The following is an 18,251-nucleotide window of genomic DNA, read 5'->3' as shown; positions in this document are numbered from 1 at the left end:
TAGGAGGTTATGTTGAACGGGAGTATTATATTTAATGAGAGTTTTGTATTCATTGCGATGGTCGTTGTAGCCATCGTTTTGGGTATTGTAGGTGTGGTTGTCATTAAATCTTTAAAAAAAGAAAAGCAAATTCTAAAAACTACCACAACTCAAAGCAGTAGCGATACTAAGATTACTTTAGAGGATCTTATAATAATAGTCTCAGATAAAAAATCAAGCAAAGAAGAGGTGGCTAAGGCGGTGCTATATTTTATCCAGAAATTCCCTTTTCCGCCTAAAACTGGTGGTCGCGTACCATCTAATGCGATTGCGTATCTTAAATTCATCTCCCTTGTAGCTAGTCATAAAAAATCTGACGCAAAGCTAATCTCATATATGACAAATGAGCTTGATAAACTATATTTTGATTATGTTAGCGAGATCGAGCAGTATAAAAATATTGGACTTCGCTCACGCATTTAATCTATTTTTGACTGCTAAATTTATTATGAATTTGGCAGTTATTATTTATTCTAATTTAAAATTTAGATATATAGAAAATTTAAAATATACTAAAAGATAAAATCTAAGTTATTTTTTACTACTAAATTTTTAATTTTTTTGGTAGAATTATTGAAAATTTTTTTTAAAGGATATAAATGGGCTTTTTTGAACAATACAATAGTGCTAAAGCAGAACGCGCAAAACTTGGTATTCCACCACTTCCACTTAGCAAAGAGCAGACTCAAGAGGTGTGTGAATTATTAAAGACATCTCCAAGTGCTGAGCTTGTAGATTTATTAGCAAACCGCGTAAATCCAGGGGTTGATGAGGCAGCAAAGGTTAAAGCTGAGTTTTTAAATGAGATTATTAACCACGGCTTAACTTGTAGTTTAATTAGCAAAACTGATGCTGTAAAAATGCTTGAGCCAATGCTTGGCGGATATAGCGTAATCGTGCTTGTAGCTAGTTTAAGAAGTAGCGATGAGAGCGTGGCAAGTGTTGCAGCTGAAGTGCTAAAAAATACAATTTTTGTTCATGATTACTTTAGTGATGTGGCTCTTCTTGCTAAAGATGGTAATAAATTCGCTGCTGAAGTTATCAAAAGTTGGGCAAATGCTGAGTGGTTTAAATCTAGAGCTGATATTCCTCAAAAGATTGAAGCTATAGTATTTAAAGTCCCAGGCGAGACAAATACTGATGACTTAAGTCCAGCTAGCGAGGCATTTAGCCGCTCAGATATACCACTACATGCAAATGCTATGCTAATGAAACGCCAACCAGGTAGCTTAGAAAAAATTGCCGAGCTTAAAAAAAGCGGTCGTGAAGTTGTTTATGTAGGCGATGTAGTAGGAACAGGTAGCTCAAGAAAAAGTGGTATCAACTCTATTCAGTGGCATATAGGTCGTGATATTCCTGGAATTCCAAACAAAAAAACAGGTGGCGTAATCCTAGGTAGCATTATCGCTCCGATATTCTTTAATACAGCCGAAGATAGCGGTGCGTTACCAATTATAGTAAATGTAGATGGTTTAGAAACTGGCGATGAAATTGAAATTTATCCACACAAAGGCGAAATAGTAAAAGATGGAGAAGTGATAAAAAATTTCAAACTTGAGCCAAATACACTAAAAGATGAGGTAAAAGCAGGTGGCAGAATCCCGCTAATCATAGCTAGAAGCTTGTGTGCTAAGGCTAGAGCAGAGCTGAATTTAGGCAGTGAAGATATATTTACTAAACCAGCACAACCAGCAAGTGATGATAGTGTAGGCTATACTCTAGCACAAAAAATGGTTGGCCGTGCATGTGGTGTAGATGGTGTTCGTCCTGGCATGTATGTAGAGCCTATCACGCTAACTGTAGGTAGCCAAGATACAACTGGGCCAATGACAAGAGATGAGATTAAAGAGCTTGCAAGTCTTGGATTTTCAGCTGATTTTGTTTTACAAAGCTTCTGTCATACAGCAGCCTATCCAAAACCAATAGATGCTCTAATGCATAAGACATTGCCAGATTTTATGATTAGTCGTGGTGGTGTGAGTTTAAAGCCAGGTGATGGTGTTATCCACTCATGGTTAAATAGAATGGTTTTACCAGATAGCGTAGGAACTGGTGGTGACTCTCATACTCGTTTTCCAATTGGTATAAGCTTCCCTGCTGGTAGTGGTTTGGTTGCGTTTGCGGCGGTTTTAGGCTCAATGCCACTAAATATGCCTGAGTCAGTTTTAGTAAGATTTACAGGTAAAATGCAACCTGGTATAACTCTAAGAGACCTTGTAAATGCGATTCCATATTACGCTATTAAAAAAGGTCTTTTAACAGTAGAGAAAAAGGGCAAAGTAAATGTATTTGCTGGTAAGGTGCTTGAGATTGAGGGCTTACCTGATCTAAAAGTCGAACAAGCATTTGAGCTAAGCGATGCAAGTGCTGAAAGAAGTGCCGCAGCTTGTGCTATTGCTTTAAATAAAGAGCCGGTAATTGAGTATTTAAAATCAAATATAGCGTTAATTGATGCTATGATAGAAGCGGGATATGGCAGTGATAAAACTTTAGCTCGTCGTCGTGATAAGATGAAAAAATGGCTAGAAAATCCTACTCTTTTAGAAGCTGATAAAAATGCAAAATATCACACTATTATCGAAATAGATATGAATGAGATAACTGAGCCGATTTTGGCTTGTCCAAATGACCCAGATGATGTGGCAACTTTAAGTGAAATTTTAAACGATCCAAAACGCCCTAAAAATATAGATGAGGTATTCGTAGGTAGCTGTATGACAAATATCGGCCACTATAGAGCTTTAAGTGAAGTCTTAAAAGGCGAAGGTCAAGTGCCTACTAGATTATGGGTTGTCCCACCTACTAAGATGGATGAAGCTCAATTAAGAGCCGAGGGTAGATACTCACTATTTGGTGCTGCTGGTGCTAGGACAGAGGTACCAGGATGTTCGCTATGTATGGGTAACCAAGCTAGAGTAGCTGATAATGCTATAGTATTCTCAACTTCTACAAGAAACTTTGATAATCGTATGGGTATGGGCGCTCAAGTTTATCTAGGCTCTGCTGAGCTTGCAGCGGTATGTGCTATGCTAGGAAGATTACCAAGTGTAGAAGAGTATATGAAAATTGTCCCTGCAAAACTTGCCGGTAAAGAAGATGAAATTTATAAATATTTAAATTTCAATCTAATTGATAATTATAAATTAGAAAATTAATCACAAAGTCCGCTTTTAGCGGACTTTACTCTACAGATAATCCAAGCCTTAGAGCTAATACACTGTAGCTAAACTCTTCATAAAGTTTATGAAATTCAGCCTTATCATCGCTTAAATTAAATACTTCATCACTATTTTTTAATGTTGTATAATTTTGAAATTTATACCCATTGGGGCTTGAGTTTGGGTATATTCCATCTTTATTAGCCCATACATTTATATGCATAGCAAATTCTAATCTATCATCACTTGGCTTAGATAGCATATTTTTACCACCCATACTTAGGTATTTAGTCTTATTTAAGCTAAGGTTGTATAGGGTTGGAAATATATCTTTGTGTGAGCCAATTCTATATTTATCGTAGTAGATATTGTGTTGTAAATTTTGTGGAATATATAGATAAAACGGCACACTATGCCCAAAAGCTATCTCAGTTTTATAATCAAATTTATACTCTCTATTAGGGTGGTCGCCGGTGGCTGCTATTATTATATTATCTTTAAATTTACTATTTTTAACTCTATTTATATACTTTCCAAAAGAGTTATTAGCGTAGCTATAGGCATTTAATAGTGCCTTATAATCAGTAGCATAGCGATTAATCTCAGAGTTATTTAGATCTAAATTTAGCTCATTTTGCCCCTTATGTAAGTATGGCGGATGGTTTGATATCCCTAGTGAGATGACTATTGTTGGTGTTGTGGCGTTATTAAATATCTCAAATATTTTATTATACATATACTCATCTTTTATCCCATATGGGTGCTTTGATAATTTGGCATTTGGATATTGGCTTATAAGTATAGTCTCATCTATTATCTCATCTACGCCTTGAGCTTTTAAGAAGTAGTTGATATTATACCAAGCAGCATTTCCAGCATAAGCAAATACCACCTTATAACCAGCTTTTTTATATGTATCAATGGCGGTAAATGGTAGCTTTGTCTTTTGAAATTTGCTACTTGTAAGGTTGATTATAGGACTTTGAAATAGTATGCGATTTAAGCTATCTATAGTCCCACTAGTTGATGGTAAAAAACGCCTAAATACAAAATCGCTTTGAAAATGGCTATATAGTGAGCCTAAAAGCTCCTTTTCTAATCGCTCATCTTCTTGTAATAATCCAAGCCCAAAGCTCTCCATAAGATTAAAATGTATGTGGGTTTTGGCGTGATTTGCGTTTGGTGATGTTGTGCTAAATATCGGAAATAAAATCTCTTCAAGCTCTTTAATTCTACTCATTTTTACAGGTGGGAAGTGGGCTTGATTTTTATACTCTTTAATCGCCCAAGATAGTGCCATAATGGGATTAGTAGAGATCTCATTAAATGGTTTAAAAGAGCTAAATTGATATGTGGAAGCTCTAAGCGCGTTGTAGGTAGGGTGCCCACGAAGTGCGATGGCATAAATATAAAGCAAGATAAGATTACAAATTATTAATACCCAAAGCGGTTGATTGGTTTTTTTAAATTTAATTTTTAAAATTTTAGCATTTATCCATACGCAAAAAATAGTAAAAATTAACGCTAAGATTAGGATTAAAATCACTGGATAATCACTCCAAATAATAGATAATAAAGCAGTCGTATCATCATCTTTAAGCCCAAATATAAATATATCAATCTTGTTTTGATAAATTTGATAATAGTAGAAGTTGATAAATGCAAAAATAGCTACGATAAATGAGATAATGGCTAGATAAATGCTAGATAAAATTTGATAAGCTTTGGATAAATTTAATTTGATAAACCCACTAAAATAACTAAGAAATCCACATAAAAAAAGAGGTAAAAATATCGCACTAAATGTCCGTATATCATGCCCAAGCCCATATAGAAATACCCCCCCCCAATTGCTATTATTTGGCACTATTATGCTACTTAGCATAACTGCTCTCATAATGGCAAAAACCATCATATATAAGGCTGTGAATATAAGAATTTGGGTTAAAATTTTTCGCATATTTTTACCTTGAATTTAGAAAAATTACAATGAAACTGATAAATTATATTTAAAAATTTTAAATCCAACTTTAAAACTACTTTATTTATTAACTTTTACAATATTTTTATCAAATTTTAGCTAGACTTACTGATTTGAAATTAATTTGAGTAGATACAATGGAAAGATATAAAACAAGACAAATTCAAGTAGGTAGCGTAAAAATAGGTGGTAACGCACCAATAAGCGTGCAGTCAATGACATTTTCTAAAACAAGAGATGTCAAAGAGACCTTAGAACAGATCAATAGACTATATTTTGCTGGGTGCGATATAGTGAGGTGTGCTGTGTTTAATAAAGATGATATTGAAGGTCTTAGAGAGGTTAAAAAATCTAGCCCATTGCCAATCGTGGCTGATATTCATTTTAACCACTTATACGCCTTAGCTGTGGCTGAATTTGTAGATGCTATTAGGATAAATCCTGGTAATATCGGTGGCAAAGAGAAGATAAAAAAAGTCGTAAATGCTTGTAAAGAGCGAAATCTACCAATAAGAATTGGCGTAAATAGCGGTAGCTTAGAAGAGCAGTTTGAGCAAAAATATGGTAGAAGCGTTGAGGCGATGGTGCAAAGTGCTTTGTATAATATTAAGCTTTTAGAGGATTTTGACTTTAGAGATATTGCTGTGAGCCTAAAAAGTAGCGATACGGCAAATACAATGGCAGCTTATAGAAGCCTTCGTCCTATGGTGGATTATCCATTTCATCTAGGGGTTACTGAGGCTGGGACGGTATTTCACGCTACGATAAAATCAGCCATCGCACTTGGTGGGCTTTTGATGGAGGGGATTGGCGATACTATGAGAGTTAGCATTACTGGAGAGCTTGAAGAGGAGATAAAAGTAGCTAAGGCGATACTCCAAGATAGCGGAGTTCAAAGAAGCGGATTAAATATCATCTCATGTCCTACTTGCGGTAGGCTCCAAAGTGATTTAGTAAGTGCTATAAAGATAGTAGAAGAAAAAACTGCCCACATAACAGCACCGCTAAATATAAGCGTGATGGGCTGCATAGTAAATGCCATTGGAGAGGCTAAGGGGGCTGATGTGGCTATTGCTTTTGGTAAGGGAAATGGGCTGATAATGCGTCATGGAGAGGTGGTGGCTAGATTGCCTGAGTCGCAATTAGTAGATAGATTTTTACAAGAGATAGATGATGAGCTAAAGGTTAGAAATGGATAATGTAAGCTCAAATTTATATGATCTAGATATGGAACGCTCAATATTAAGTGCGATCTTATTTGAGCAAGATAATCTAGGAGAAATTTATGATATCATCACCCCAAAAGATTTCTATCTTAAAGGGCATGAGGATATATTTGCAGCTATGCAAAGCTGTTTAAACAGCGATGACCCAGTGGATATGGCTTTTGTCAAAAAGCATTTGGGGGCTAAATTTGATGAAGAGATTTTTAATGCCGTTTTAACTACAAATTCAATCTTGGATATTAAAAAATATGCCACAGAGCTTAGAGAATTTGCTATTAAAAGAGCCCTTGTCAAAGTAGCAAACCAAATCCCTGCTAAGGTGAGCGAGAATAAGCCTGGAAGGGATATGGTAGATGAGATTAGCAGCGAGATATACTCACTTGTAGATGGAGCTGGTAATGGGGTTATTAAAAATGCTAAAGAGATTATTGCTGAGTTAATCACTGAGTTAAGTAAGCAAAAACTAGCCAAAGATCACGAAGTAGTGGGGATTGATACTGGATTTAGAGGATTAAATGAGAAGACAAAAGGGTTTAAAAATGGAGACCTTATAGTTATCGCAGCTCGTCCTGGTATGGGGAAAACGGCATTTGTGCTAAATGTAGTCCAAAAGGTATTAGATCAAAATTTAGGTGTTGTATTTTTCTCTTTAGAGATGCCAGCTACTCAATTAATGCTAAGGATGCTAAGTGCGAAAACATCAGTAAATTTACAAAATATCATGACTTCTGATATGGATAATGATGAGATAGAAAAGCTCAATAACGCTTGTGAAATGATGAGCCAAAAAAAGCTATTTGTCTATGATAGCGGCAACGCTACAATACATCAAGTCAGAACTCAAATGAGAAAGCTAAAAAGCGCTCATCCAGAGATTAAATTATGCGTGATTGATTATATTGGGTTAATGACCAACTCATCGGCCTATAGTGATCGCCATTTGCAAATTGCAGAAATTTCACGCGGATTAAAGCTATTAGCTAGGGAGTTAAATTTGCCTGTTGTGGCACTTTCACAGCTTAATAGAAGCTTAGAATCAAGAGCTAATAAACGACCGATGCTAAGCGATTTAAGGGAGTCTGGAGCAATCGAGCAAGACGCTGATACGATACTTTTTGTCTATAGAAATGATGTCTATTTAGAGCAAGAAGAGCGTGAAAAAGAGCAAAAAGCAAAGCTAGAAGGCAAGGAGTATAAACCGCAATTTAGCAGAAATAAAACTGAAGAGAGTGCAGAGATAATAATTGGTAAAAATAGAAATGGACCTACTGGCACTATAGAATTAGTATTTCAATCTTCATATACTCGCTTTGTAGAAAAATCACACAATCATCCAGTGGAAATATCAACATTTGAAGGATAGATTAATTGGTTTATTCACATATTTATATAAATTCATAAATATGCTTAAAATAATATAAATTAAATTTCTTATTTTTTAAGCTTAAAGTGCGAATTTAAGGTATTTTAACCATATTTTCACGGCGTGAAAAAGCCGTGAATAACTTTTTAAATTTGACTTTTCTTAAATTAAAATAGTTGTAATACTTAAGATAAAATTTAGTATAATAGTAAAAAGCATAAAGGATATATAATGCAAGATTATGATAAAGATATTGAAGCGGCGGAATTTAGGGAGTTTCAAAAGGAGCTTGAGGCAAAATTTAAAACTGAAGGAGCTCCATCAAATTTTATGAAAAATATTGTAGCTTTAAGTGCTATAAATTTTAGATTAGCTAAGGCTATTTATAATTTGCAAACCAATAGCAAATTTGATGTCTTTGCAGGTAAGACAAATTTGGATATAAATATCATAAATACAGAGCTTAAAGAGCCTATCTACGCCCACTCTCCAGCTGAGCATACAAAGTCAATGCTAGATGAATTTAAAGATAAATACGCACTATATCCTTCGCTATTTTTCTTTGGTCTTGGCAATGGTAATTTTTATACTAAATTATTACAAAATCAAACTCACGAGAAGATTATAGTATTTGAGCCAGAGATTGAGATTATATATATTGCATTTAATCTATGTGATTTTGGTGCTGATATTTTCCACGAAAGATTTATAATAGTCCATCCAAGCTACTTTAGAGATGGGCAAATAGAGCTTATTTGTAATTATGAAGCAGTGATAGCTAATATTAGAAATTATGATTTTCACATATATAGCGATTACTATGCGAAAAATTATGGCGATATAGCCAAAAGAATAAATCAAAAAATTATAGAATTATCGTCTAAAATTATTCTAAATGCTGGCAATGACGCTTATGATAATCTACTTGGGATTAAGCATGTTATATACAATATGCCTAATGTCCATAGTAGTTTGCAACTACAAGATATAATTGATCTAAATATTCATAAAAATAAAACCGCCATTATAGCTTCAACTGGACCTAGTCTAAATAAGCAAATTGAGCTTTTAAGAAAGGTAGCTCCACACGCATTAATCCTTATCCCAGATGCCTCTTATCATGTGTTAAAATTAAATGGGATAAAGCCTGATTTCGTAACTACGATGGAGAGAGTTGAGAAGACTAGCGAATTTTTCCAAAGTCAGCCAAGCCAATTTGATGATGATATAATATTTATGGCAGCATCTCTAACCCACCCACAAACTAGCAAAAATTTAGAAGGTAGAAATCGCACCTACGCCCATAGGCCAATTAGATTTGAATTTCTTTTAAAAGATGATGTTCCATTTATGTGTAAAGGACCTAGCTCAGCACACTTTGCTTTTGATATGGCTCTTAGGCTTAAGTGCGAAAGAATTATATTTATAGGGCAAGACCTTGCCTTTGCTAAAGATGGCTCTAGCCACGCTAAGGGGAATATGTTTGAAAACTATATAAAAGAAGATGGAACTATAACGATAAATCCAAATGCTAGGCAAAGACCGCAAACGGCTATCGCATATGGCGGAGTTGGCGAGGTTAAAAGCACTGATGTGTGGAATTTTTTCCGTGGGTATTTTGAGTCGATGATGGAGCCAGCTCATTATGATTATAAATTCAAAGTCTATAACGCCACTGAAGGTGGAGCTAGAATTCACGGAATGATCGAAAAGCCATTTAGTGAGCTAGTAGATGAAATTTTAGCTGAAAATACCACAAAAAGCGTTATAAGACCTAAGCCAGTTGGCATAGAAGTAGCCAAATCTAAGGTAAAATCGCAAAAAGAGCTAGTAGAGAGCTTTATCAAATACGGTATAGAAAAGCAAAAGCTTTGCGAAGAGCTATTTAAAAAGATTAGTAAAGCTGTAGAGAATGCAAATAGAGAGATTAGTCGTGGTAAGGAGCCGCATTATCCTAAATTTTATGAGTTAAAAGAGAGAATTGATAGGTTTAAGCATAATTTAAAAAGTGATGAGATATTTGATGGGGCATACTATCATGTGACAAATAACTTTTGCTTACACCAAGAGATGGAATTTGGCGAGTTGATGGTGCGTCCTGAGAGAACTAAAAATGATAAAGATAAGAAAATTTTTGAGTATGTCAAGCAGCACGGATACTATTTTTTCAGTCTAGCTGGTATGATGGAAGCTACAAGAGATGCGATGACAGAATCGCTCAAAGCTTGGAATGAGGAGCTTATATCTTAGCTTTACAAAGCTCTTTTAAAAAGCACCCATCGCAATTTGGCTTTATAGCCTTACATGTGTAGCGACCATGTAATACCATGGCTTGGTGGAGTGTGTTTAGATTGGTTTTAAATGCTTTTACTAGGTCTATTTCTGTAGCTTGTGGAGTTTTAGCACTACTTAGTCCAAGTCTGTGAGATACCCGAAATACATGAGTATCAACCGCCATTAAATTTGCGTTTTGATACTCTATTAATACCACATGAGCGGTCTTTTGCCCTACGCCTGCAAGCTTTACTAAGCTCTTTTCATCAAGTGGAATTTCGCCATTAAAATCATTTATAACTGAATTTGCCATCTTGATTAAATTCTCAGCTTTATTATTAAAAAAGCTACAGCTATTTATAAGTAGCTTTAAGCTTGATAGATTAGCCTTTGCTAAGGAGCTAATATCTGGATACTCTTTAAAAAGTGCTGGAGTTATCAAATTTACTCTCTTATCAGTACATTGTGCTGATAGCATTACAGCTACTAAAAGCTCATACAAATTATTAAAATGTAGCTCCGTCTTAGCACCATTAAAATGCTCTAAAAATAGAGCCTTAATTTCATTTATATCTCTTTTACTTCTCATTTTTAAATTATAACAAAACATAAAAAATATAATCTAAATTCAATAACATATAATTAAATTTATTGTATAATACCCAACTTATCTTTAAAATTTAACAGAAGGAAAATAGATGAAAAAAGGTATATTTCTAGCTCCTATATTAGCAGCTAGTGTGAGTTTAAATGCAGCGGTACTTGCTACTGTAAATGGCAAAGAGATTAGTGATAAAGATTTAGCCCCTTTGCTTGGTGCACATGGTGCTGATTTTGATAAAATTCCAGAACAGATGAAAAAACAGCTATTAGAAATGGCTATTAATGGTGAATTAATCCTAGAACAAGCTAAAAAGGATGGCACTGATAAAACAAAAGAGTATCAAGAGGCTTTGAAATTTAGCCAAGATAATGTCTTAAGAAATGTTTGGACGCAAAATGAGTATAAAAAAATCAAAGTATCAAATGCCGATGTGAAGGCATTTTATGAAAAAAATAAAGAGACAATCTTTGTAAGTCCAGCCCAAGCAAAAGCAAAACATATCCTAGTAGAGACTCAAAAAGAAGCTGAGGATATAATCGCTCAATTAAAAGGGCTAAAAGGAGATGCTTTAACAGCTAAATTTAGCGAATTAGCTAAAACCAAATCGATAGATAGAGGTAGTGCTGCAAATGGCGGAGAGCTAGGCTGGTTTGATGAATCAAGAATGGTCCCAGCATTTAGCAAGGCCGCGTTTGGTTTAAAAAATGGAACAATCACTATAAAACCAGTTAAGAGCGAATTTGGCTATCATGTAATCTTAAAAGAGGACTCAAAAGCCAAAACCACAGTAGCTTATGATAAGGTTAAAAACAATATCGAAGAGCAGCTAAGAAGCGAACAATTTAAAACCGTAATGCAAGAAAAAATGGATAAGCTAAGACAGGGTGCAAAAGTAGAATATAAATAATAGGGGTATGATATGGGAGTATTAAATATCGTAAAACCTGGTGTAGTCTGGGGCGATGATCTTAGCAAATTATATGAGTATGCCAAGAGTGAGGGCTTTGCTATTCCTGCGGTTAATGTCGTAGGAAGCCACTCTATAAATGCTGTAATGGAAGCAGCTAAGATAGCAAATTCGCCTGTTATTATCCAATTTAGCAATGGCGGTGCGAGCTATTATGCTGGTAAGACTTGCCCTAATGGCGATGTTTTAGGTGCTATAGCTGGAGCCAAGCAAGTCCATTTACTAGCAAAATCTTATGGTGTTGCCGTGGTTTTACACACAGATCACGCCGCTAGAAAGCTCTTGCCTTGGATTGACGCTCTTATAGATGCTAGTCGTGAAAATATAAAAAGTTGTGGTATCCCTCTATTTAGCTCTCATATGCTAGATCTTAGCGAAGAGCCATTAGAGGAGAATATCGCAACTTGCCAAAAATATCTTAAAACACTAAGTGATCTTGGTATTGCTCTTGAGATTGAGCTTGGCGTGACTGGCGGCGAAGAAGATGGAGTGGATAATACAAATGTAGATAACGCTCTTTTATACACTCAGCCAGAAGATGTGGCTTTAGCTTATCAAACCCTTGGTGAAATTAGCGATAAATTTAGCATTGCAGCTAGCTTTGGTAATGTCCATGGAGTTTATAAACCAGGTAATGTGGTGCTTAGACCAGAAATATTAAAAAACTCTCAAGAGTATATTAAATCTAAATTTAACACAAACGATAATAAGCCAGTAAATTTCGTATTTCATGGCGGTAGCGGTAGTGAACTTGCTGATATTAAAGCAGCAGTAAGCTATGGTGTGATTAAGATGAATATAGATACTGATACTCAGTGGGCTTTTTGGGATGGTGTGCGTGAGTATGAGGCTAAAAATCATGGTTATCTTCAAGGGCAAATTGGAAATCCTGAAGGTAGCGATAAGCCAAATAAGAAGTATTATGATCCAAGAAAATGGCTAAGATGTGGTGAAGAGAGTATGGTAAAAAGGCTTTTAGAGGCTTACGAAAATCTTAATTGTATGAATAAAAACTAAGTCTATTTAGCCAAATTTTTGGCTAAATAGCATTAAGCTTAGCTATTTTTAATGGTTAAGCTTAGTGTAAATTAAAGGAAATTTAAATGGAAAAAGAGAGCGAACTTGGTGAAATATCTCTGCCTGAAGGTGGAAATAGACAGAGTAAATTTGTATATTTTAAGATAGTTTTATTACCAGTTTTAGTTTATATTGCTTGTTTGCTTTGTTATTTTGATGTGATAAAGCTTAATGTAGGACTTGATATTGTCATAATAATGGGAATTATGCTTGTGATAGCCTTAATCTTTGCTAGACATAGTGCTGAGCTTGGGTGCTGTTTATTTGAGCAAAAAAAGGATATTTTTAAAAAAGAGTTAAAAAATTATATTATAAAAACCCTTCTTACAATTGGCAAGGATAGAAAGTCAAATGGTAGCTTTGATGAGTTTTCGCTAAGATATTCAAAAGATGTTAGAAATGATAATTTCGCAACTATAGCAACTGGGGTTTTTCCTATGCTTGGTATCTTTGGGACATTTTTAAGTATTGCTATTTCTATGCCTACTCTTAGCTCGGCTGATATGCTTAGCTTGGAGAGTGAGATTACTAAGCTATTTGCTGGTATTGGGGCTTCATTTTATCTTTGTGCTTATGGGGTATTTTTAACACTTTGGTGGCTATTTTTTGAGAGATTTGGTATTAGTAGATTTGAAAAATTAATCGCTAGGCAAAAGAATGCTACAATAGCGTTTTTTTGGACAGATCAAGAGATACAGCAAAGATATATGCAAGAGACATTAGGAAGTTTTGAGAAGATTGGCGTAATATTTGACTATGTTAGTAAGCAAGAATTTTTTAAAGAGCTTGATAATGTGATAGAGAGAAAATTTGATAATTTTACTAAACTACTTAAAACAGAAGAAGATGCCGTCAAAGTAAGTAGTGAGCATATTAAGCAGACTATGGGAATGCTTATTAAGTCTCAAAGAGATCAAAAAGATATGATTAAAATTCACGCAGAGATCATTAATGTTTTAAATTTATTTAATAATAATATTAAAGAGTTGCAAATTAGGTGGAGTGAAAACTATACAAGATTGCAAAGCATTAGCGATGAGCGTGTAGCTAAACTTGATAAGAGTGTAAATGATCTTGGTATGAATATTATGAAATTTGAGCGTTCTTTAGAGGAATTTAGCATAAATATCCTTGAAAAACAACAACTCGCTCTTGATGGATTTAAAGTAGCTATGATAGATGGTATGCAGGCTTTTAGATATATTTTTGATGAAGAAAGCTCAACTAAAGATAATAGCTCAGCCATCGTAGAAGAGCTTAAAAAGAGCATTCAAGAGATTGATAATGAGGCAAATATAGCTCTTGAAAAATTAGAAAAAACAGATTATGAGAGCCTATCAAAATCCATTGATGAGAGTGCTGAAGTAGATAATAAATCAATTGATGAAAAGAATGATTAATGAAAATCGATATATCAAATGATGAAAAATCAAGCTTTTGGCTTAGTTTTGCTGGGCTTATGACTGGGCTGTTTTTTGTATTTGTGCTTATAGTTGGCGTAGTGGTTATTAGGTACTCTATTTTAGCTTCTGAATTAGTATATTTACAAAAGGATTTAAATGACAATATCGCTTCTTTAAATGCGGCAAATAAAGAGCTAAATAAAAAGCATGATAGTATCAAAAGCTTTATTGCTAAGCTAAAATCAAGCCCAGATGGCGTAAATATAGAAAAATATTATAATAATTTAAATTCAGAATTATCTAAATCATCTGCGATAATAAATAATAGCCTAGATGTAATTAGTCTAAAAAATGATGAATTAATCACACAAATTGATAGTCAAGATGAGGAGATTAGTAATTTAAAAATTGAAATTGAGCAAAAAGATAGCGAGATTGAGATACTTCAAAAAGATATTGAAACTACAAGAAAAAATTTAGAAAATTATGCAAAAATTAGAGAAAATATCGCACTTGCTTTGAAAAATAAACTTGGTAATATGGCACAAATAGATTTAAAAAGTGCCGATGTTAGTATGAGTGCGGCTAAGATTTTTAATATTAATTCTACAGCTATTAGAGATGATGCGAAATTTGATTTAAGACGCATATTTAAGGTATATTTGGACTATATTTTATCGCCTGATATTATAGAAAATATTAGCAATATTACCATTGAATGCCATACCGATAGCGATGGTGGGTATCTTCATAATCTTGATTTATCGCAAAAAAGAGCTTTGGAGATTATGAAATTTGCCTATGCAACCTATAAAGATTCAAATTTAAGTAAATATATGATTGCAGTTGGTAAAAGTAATAGTCAAATAGTATTAAAAGATGGCGTTGAAGACCCAGCGGCAAGCTTTAGAGTAAATATTAAATTTGATTTAAAAGACTCTAAATATTTTATCGATAAGGTTTTAAGTCATCGTGCAAATTGAGCCGATTTGTTTTAGGGGGCGTAGATTTTGGATTTTGCGTGATGACTTAATAGGCGGAGAATTTAATGGAAATAAAGCTAGGAAATTAGCCTACTTTTTAAACTCAAATTTAGCAAATCGCATTATCTCATATGGCTCAAGCCAGTCAAATGCTATGTATTCTATCAGTGTTTTGGCTAGGTTGCGTGGTATTAAATTTATATATTTTACTCACCATATTTGCGATTTTTTGCTTAATAATCCTTGTGGGAACTACGCTGCAGCACTAAAAAATGGTATGGATATTCGCATTAGCAAAAATCCGCTTAAATCAGCACAAAATGAGTGCAAAAGTAGGGATATTTTCATCCCAGAAGGGGTGGCTATGAGTGAAGCTGAGATGGGATTTGAGGATCAAGCTAGGATAATTGTAGATTTTGCTAAGAAAAATGATATAAAATTTGATATATTTTTGCCTAGTGGGACTGGGTGTAGTGCGGCATTTTTGGCTAAAAATTTAAGTGATATGAGCGTATGGACTACTCCTTGTGTAGGTGATAGCCATTATCTAAAAAAGCAGATTTTAGCACTTGATCCATTAAGCAAGGTTAATATCATAAATCCACCTAGAAAATATCACTTTGGTAAGCTTTATTCTGAAATTTATGAGATATATAAGGAGCTTTTATATAGCTGTGGTGTGGAGTTTGAGCTATTGTATGATGGCGTTGGGTGGCTTACTTTGATGGCAAATTTAAATGCGTTTAAAAATGATATTTTATATATTCATCAAGGAGGAATGTTAGGAAATATCACGCTTTTAGAGAGATATAAACGCAAATTTAATATATAAATTTATATTTAGTTATTTTATTTTGGATATACTTTTTGCGAGTAAATAATATAATTTAGCTCTTAATTAAATAAGATAGAATAAGGAGGAATAAGCTAGTATAATTGATACACTATATCAATTATAATTTCAGATAAATTCAATTTAAAGCTTTAAATGGTCTATAAATAAGCTTTTATAAAATTATTTTTGATAATTATAATCAAAATAAGCTTAAATTTATAATAGTTAGTTTATAATAACGATTATCAAAATATTATAAAGGTAAAATATGTCAGTCTTGGTAATAGGCGCAGATGAAATAGCACCAATTAAAGCAGTTTTACAAGGGTTAGGTGTCAGCAAGATAGAGCACTGGGATGCAAGAAATGAAAATAGAGTAAATCGCAAACCGATCCCACAAGAGGTGGAGTGCGTGGTTATGCTGACGAGTTTTTTAAATCATAACACGATGAAAAAGATAAAATCTGAAGCTAAAAAACGCAATATAAAGCTAGTTTGTGCTAAAAGAAGTGTGAGTTGTGTTTATTGCGAGTATTGTAAAGTTTTTGGTTTGGATCGTGAATTTAAGTGTGAAAGGTAAATATGACAGCAGTTATTTTTGGTAGTTCAATGGGAAATGCAGAGGAAGCAGCAAATAAAATCGCAGCAAATTTAGGTATAGATACAGTTTTAAATATATCTGAAACTTCAGCCGATGAGATTAATGGATTTGATAAATTGATAATTGGCTCATCTACTTGGGGAAGCGGTGATTTGCAAGATGATATGGATGCTTTTGACTTTTCTGAGTTAAATTTAAAAGGAAAAACGATAGCTCTATTTGGCATAGGCGATAGCTCTAGCTATGATGATACATATTGCGATGCTTTGGGAATTTTGTTTGATAAATGTAGTGAATTAGGTGCAAATATTGTAGGTGCTACAGAGGCTCCAAAATATGATTTTACAGAGTCAAGAGCAGCTAGAGATGGTGGATTTGTGGGCTTAGCGCTTGATTTTGATAACCATGGCGACGAAGTAGATTCTAGAATTGCTAATTGGTGTGAGCAAATAAGAGCAAATTTCAGCTAATTTTTGATACAATTACGCAAAAATTATAAAGGATAAATATGCCACTACTTGATAGTTTTTGCGTAGATCATACTATTATGAACGCACCTGGTGTTAGACTTGCTAAGATGATGAAAACTCCAAAAGGAGATGATATTAGCGTTTTTGATCTAAGATTTTGTAAGCCAAATTTAGATATTTTACCAGAAAAAGGGATTCATACCTTAGAGCATCTTTTTGCTGGTTTTATGAGAGATCATCTAAATTCAAATAGCGTTGAGATTATAGATATATCGCCGATGGGCTGTAGGACTGGGTTTTATATGAGTCTTATAGGAAGACCTAAAATTGATGAAGTGATAGAGGCGTGGAGACTATCTATGAGCGATGTATTATCTGTAAAAAGCCAAAGCAACATTCCAGAGCTAAATAAATATCAGTGCGGTACATACAAAATGCACTCGCTAGATGAGGCTAAGCATATAGCGCAAAATATTTTAAATTCAGGAATTGGCTATATTGATAATGAAGCCATAAAATTGGATTTTAATAAGATTAAATAATAAATCGCTTAATTAATGTAGTTAAGACTTTTATTAGCTATTTGTTTATGGCTTTTTGAATTTTTATTTGGTTATTTTCTTTTGCTATTTTTTGGTATTCTTTTGCAAAGCTCTTAAGATAAAGGCAACTGAAAATAATGAAATTTAAATTAATGTTAGATTGAAATTTTAGGGCTTTTGTGATTTTTAAGAATTTAAATAATAGGAAATTTATAAGCGGTGAGAGCTTTTTTTGTTTAGCTTTGCTAAGATTTAGTGAAGTTTTTTAATTATTTAAATGCTAAATTTTGCGTAATTTATATAGTCTGCTATATTTAATTATTTTTTCGTGCTGATACATAAGTAGCCAATTATACGCATTTTGCGTTAGTGCAGCGATATTTTTGCCGTATTTTTCTTTTATACGAGCTATCTTTGTGAGCTTTATTTGGTTTGTAATCTTTTATCATAATTCTACACTTATCATAAATCAAACGCATTTGCCTTAAATTTATTTAAAATTAGATTATGAGTCTAGTTGCTCACTACACATATATACAAAGCTAACTATTTGATATTTTTATTATTTTTAAGTTAAAATTTTCTTATATTTTTTTGGAATTCCATTTTATTGATTAGAAAATGAATTTAAGACTTATTTGATTATATCCTTTAGCATGGAAACAACTGAAATAGTCAAATGAAAGCTTAAATTAATGTTAGATTGCGTTTTTAAGGGCTTTTTTGTG

The 18,251-nt window shown here is 33.7% G+C and carries 15 protein-coding genes; 13 read left to right on the top strand and 2 right to left on the bottom strand.

Features of this window, described 5'->3' with window-relative positions:
- The first annotated feature begins 12 nt into the window (after nucleotides 1–12).
- Together CSUIS_RS05485 and CSUIS_RS05480 are read left to right on the top strand one after the other, a co-directional pair.
- Complete coding sequence (locus CSUIS_RS05485) at nucleotides 13–462, top strand: hypothetical protein (protein WP_086242233.1); 450 nt, start codon at nucleotides 13–15, stop codon at nucleotides 460–462.
- Between the two features lie 176 nt (nucleotides 463–638).
- A complete protein-coding gene (locus CSUIS_RS05480; RefSeq protein ID WP_086297690.1) occupies nucleotides 639–3,194 on the top strand; it encodes a bifunctional aconitate hydratase 2/2-methylisocitrate dehydratase in 2,556 nt (851 codons plus the stop codon).
- Nucleotides 3,195–3,219: 25 nt separating this feature from the next.
- Here CSUIS_RS05480 and CSUIS_RS05475 read toward each other — a convergent pair whose 3' ends face one another.
- Nucleotides 3,220–5,157, bottom strand: coding sequence for an LTA synthase family protein (locus CSUIS_RS05475; RefSeq protein WP_086297688.1), 1,938 nt, complete (start codon nucleotides 5,155–5,157; stop codon nucleotides 3,220–3,222).
- Nucleotides 5,158–5,315: 158 nt separating this feature from the next.
- Between CSUIS_RS05475 and ispG the strand changes: the two genes are divergently transcribed.
- From ispG to CSUIS_RS05460, 3 genes are all read left to right on the top strand, one after another.
- Nucleotides 5,316–6,377 carry a flavodoxin-dependent (E)-4-hydroxy-3-methylbut-2-enyl-diphosphate synthase gene (gene ispG, locus CSUIS_RS05470; RefSeq protein WP_086297685.1) on the top strand — a complete coding sequence of 354 codons (1,062 nt, stop codon included), beginning with the start codon at nucleotides 5,316–5,318 and terminating at the stop codon, nucleotides 6,375–6,377.
- Entirely contained in the window at nucleotides 6,370–7,767 is a 1,398-nt protein-coding gene (locus CSUIS_RS05465; RefSeq protein WP_086297682.1) for a replicative DNA helicase, read from the top strand. Before ispG ends, CSUIS_RS05465 begins: the two co-directional genes overlap by 8 nt.
- A 231-nt stretch (nucleotides 7,768–7,998) precedes the next feature.
- Complete coding sequence (locus tag CSUIS_RS05460; protein ID WP_086297677.1) at nucleotides 7,999–10,017, top strand: motility associated factor glycosyltransferase family protein; 2,019 nt, start codon at nucleotides 7,999–8,001, stop codon at nucleotides 10,015–10,017.
- Here CSUIS_RS05460 and nth read toward each other — a convergent pair.
- Entirely contained in the window at nucleotides 10,007–10,630 is a 624-nt protein-coding gene (nth, locus tag CSUIS_RS05455; RefSeq protein ID WP_086237164.1) for an endonuclease III, read from the bottom strand. The two genes, CSUIS_RS05460 and nth, sit on opposite strands and share 11 nt — an antisense overlap.
- A 109-nt stretch (nucleotides 10,631–10,739) precedes the next feature.
- Here nth and CSUIS_RS05450 point away from each other — a divergent pair, with 109 nt between their 5' ends.
- The 8 genes from CSUIS_RS05450 to luxS all read left to right on the top strand — a co-directional run bounded on the left by CSUIS_RS05450 (nucleotide 10,740) and on the right by luxS (nucleotide 17,523).
- The gene (locus CSUIS_RS05450; RefSeq protein ID WP_086237163.1) at nucleotides 10,740–11,552 is read left to right on the top strand and encodes a peptidylprolyl isomerase; all 813 of its coding nucleotides are present in this window, start codon (nucleotides 10,740–10,742) and stop codon (nucleotides 11,550–11,552) included.
- A 12-nt stretch (nucleotides 11,553–11,564) separates the two neighbouring features.
- Nucleotides 11,565–12,629, top strand: coding sequence for a class II fructose-bisphosphate aldolase (gene fbaA, locus CSUIS_RS05445; RefSeq protein ID WP_086237162.1), 1,065 nt, complete (start codon nucleotides 11,565–11,567; stop codon nucleotides 12,627–12,629).
- A gap of 86 nt (nucleotides 12,630–12,715) precedes the next feature.
- The gene (locus CSUIS_RS05440; protein ID WP_086297674.1) at nucleotides 12,716–14,089 is read left to right on the top strand and encodes a MotA/TolQ/ExbB proton channel family protein; all 1,374 of its coding nucleotides are present in this window, start codon (nucleotides 12,716–12,718) and stop codon (nucleotides 14,087–14,089) included.
- Nucleotides 14,089–15,075: an OmpA family protein gene (locus tag CSUIS_RS05435; RefSeq protein WP_086237160.1), complete on the top strand. Its 987-nt coding sequence runs from the start codon at nucleotides 14,089–14,091 to the stop codon at nucleotides 15,073–15,075. The genes CSUIS_RS05440 and CSUIS_RS05435 overlap by 1 nt, the downstream gene beginning before the upstream one ends.
- The gene (locus CSUIS_RS05430) at nucleotides 15,065–15,907 is read left to right on the top strand and encodes a 1-aminocyclopropane-1-carboxylate deaminase/D-cysteine desulfhydrase (RefSeq protein WP_086297671.1); all 843 of its coding nucleotides are present in this window, start codon (nucleotides 15,065–15,067) and stop codon (nucleotides 15,905–15,907) included. The genes CSUIS_RS05435 and CSUIS_RS05430 overlap by 11 nt, the downstream gene beginning before the upstream one ends.
- 271 nt (nucleotides 15,908–16,178) lie before the next feature.
- Entirely contained in the window at nucleotides 16,179–16,490 is a 312-nt protein-coding gene (locus CSUIS_RS05425) for a DUF2325 domain-containing protein (RefSeq protein WP_086237158.1), read from the top strand.
- A 2-nt stretch (nucleotides 16,491–16,492) separates the two neighbouring features.
- Nucleotides 16,493–16,981 (top strand): flavodoxin, encoded by a 489-nt coding sequence (locus CSUIS_RS05420; protein WP_086237157.1) that lies wholly within the window; start codon nucleotides 16,493–16,495, stop codon nucleotides 16,979–16,981.
- Between the two features lie 38 nt (nucleotides 16,982–17,019).
- Nucleotides 17,020–17,523 (top strand): S-ribosylhomocysteine lyase, encoded by a 504-nt coding sequence (gene luxS, locus CSUIS_RS05415; RefSeq protein WP_086297668.1) that lies wholly within the window; start codon nucleotides 17,020–17,022, stop codon nucleotides 17,521–17,523.
- Nucleotides 17,524–18,251 lie beyond the last annotated feature (728 nt).

Origin of the sequence: Campylobacter porcelli (genome assembly GCF_002139855.1) — a bacterium.
GTDB lineage: Bacteria > Campylobacterota > Campylobacteria > Campylobacterales > Campylobacteraceae > Campylobacter > Campylobacter porcelli.
This window is presented reverse-complemented; position numbering and strand designations above follow the sequence as displayed.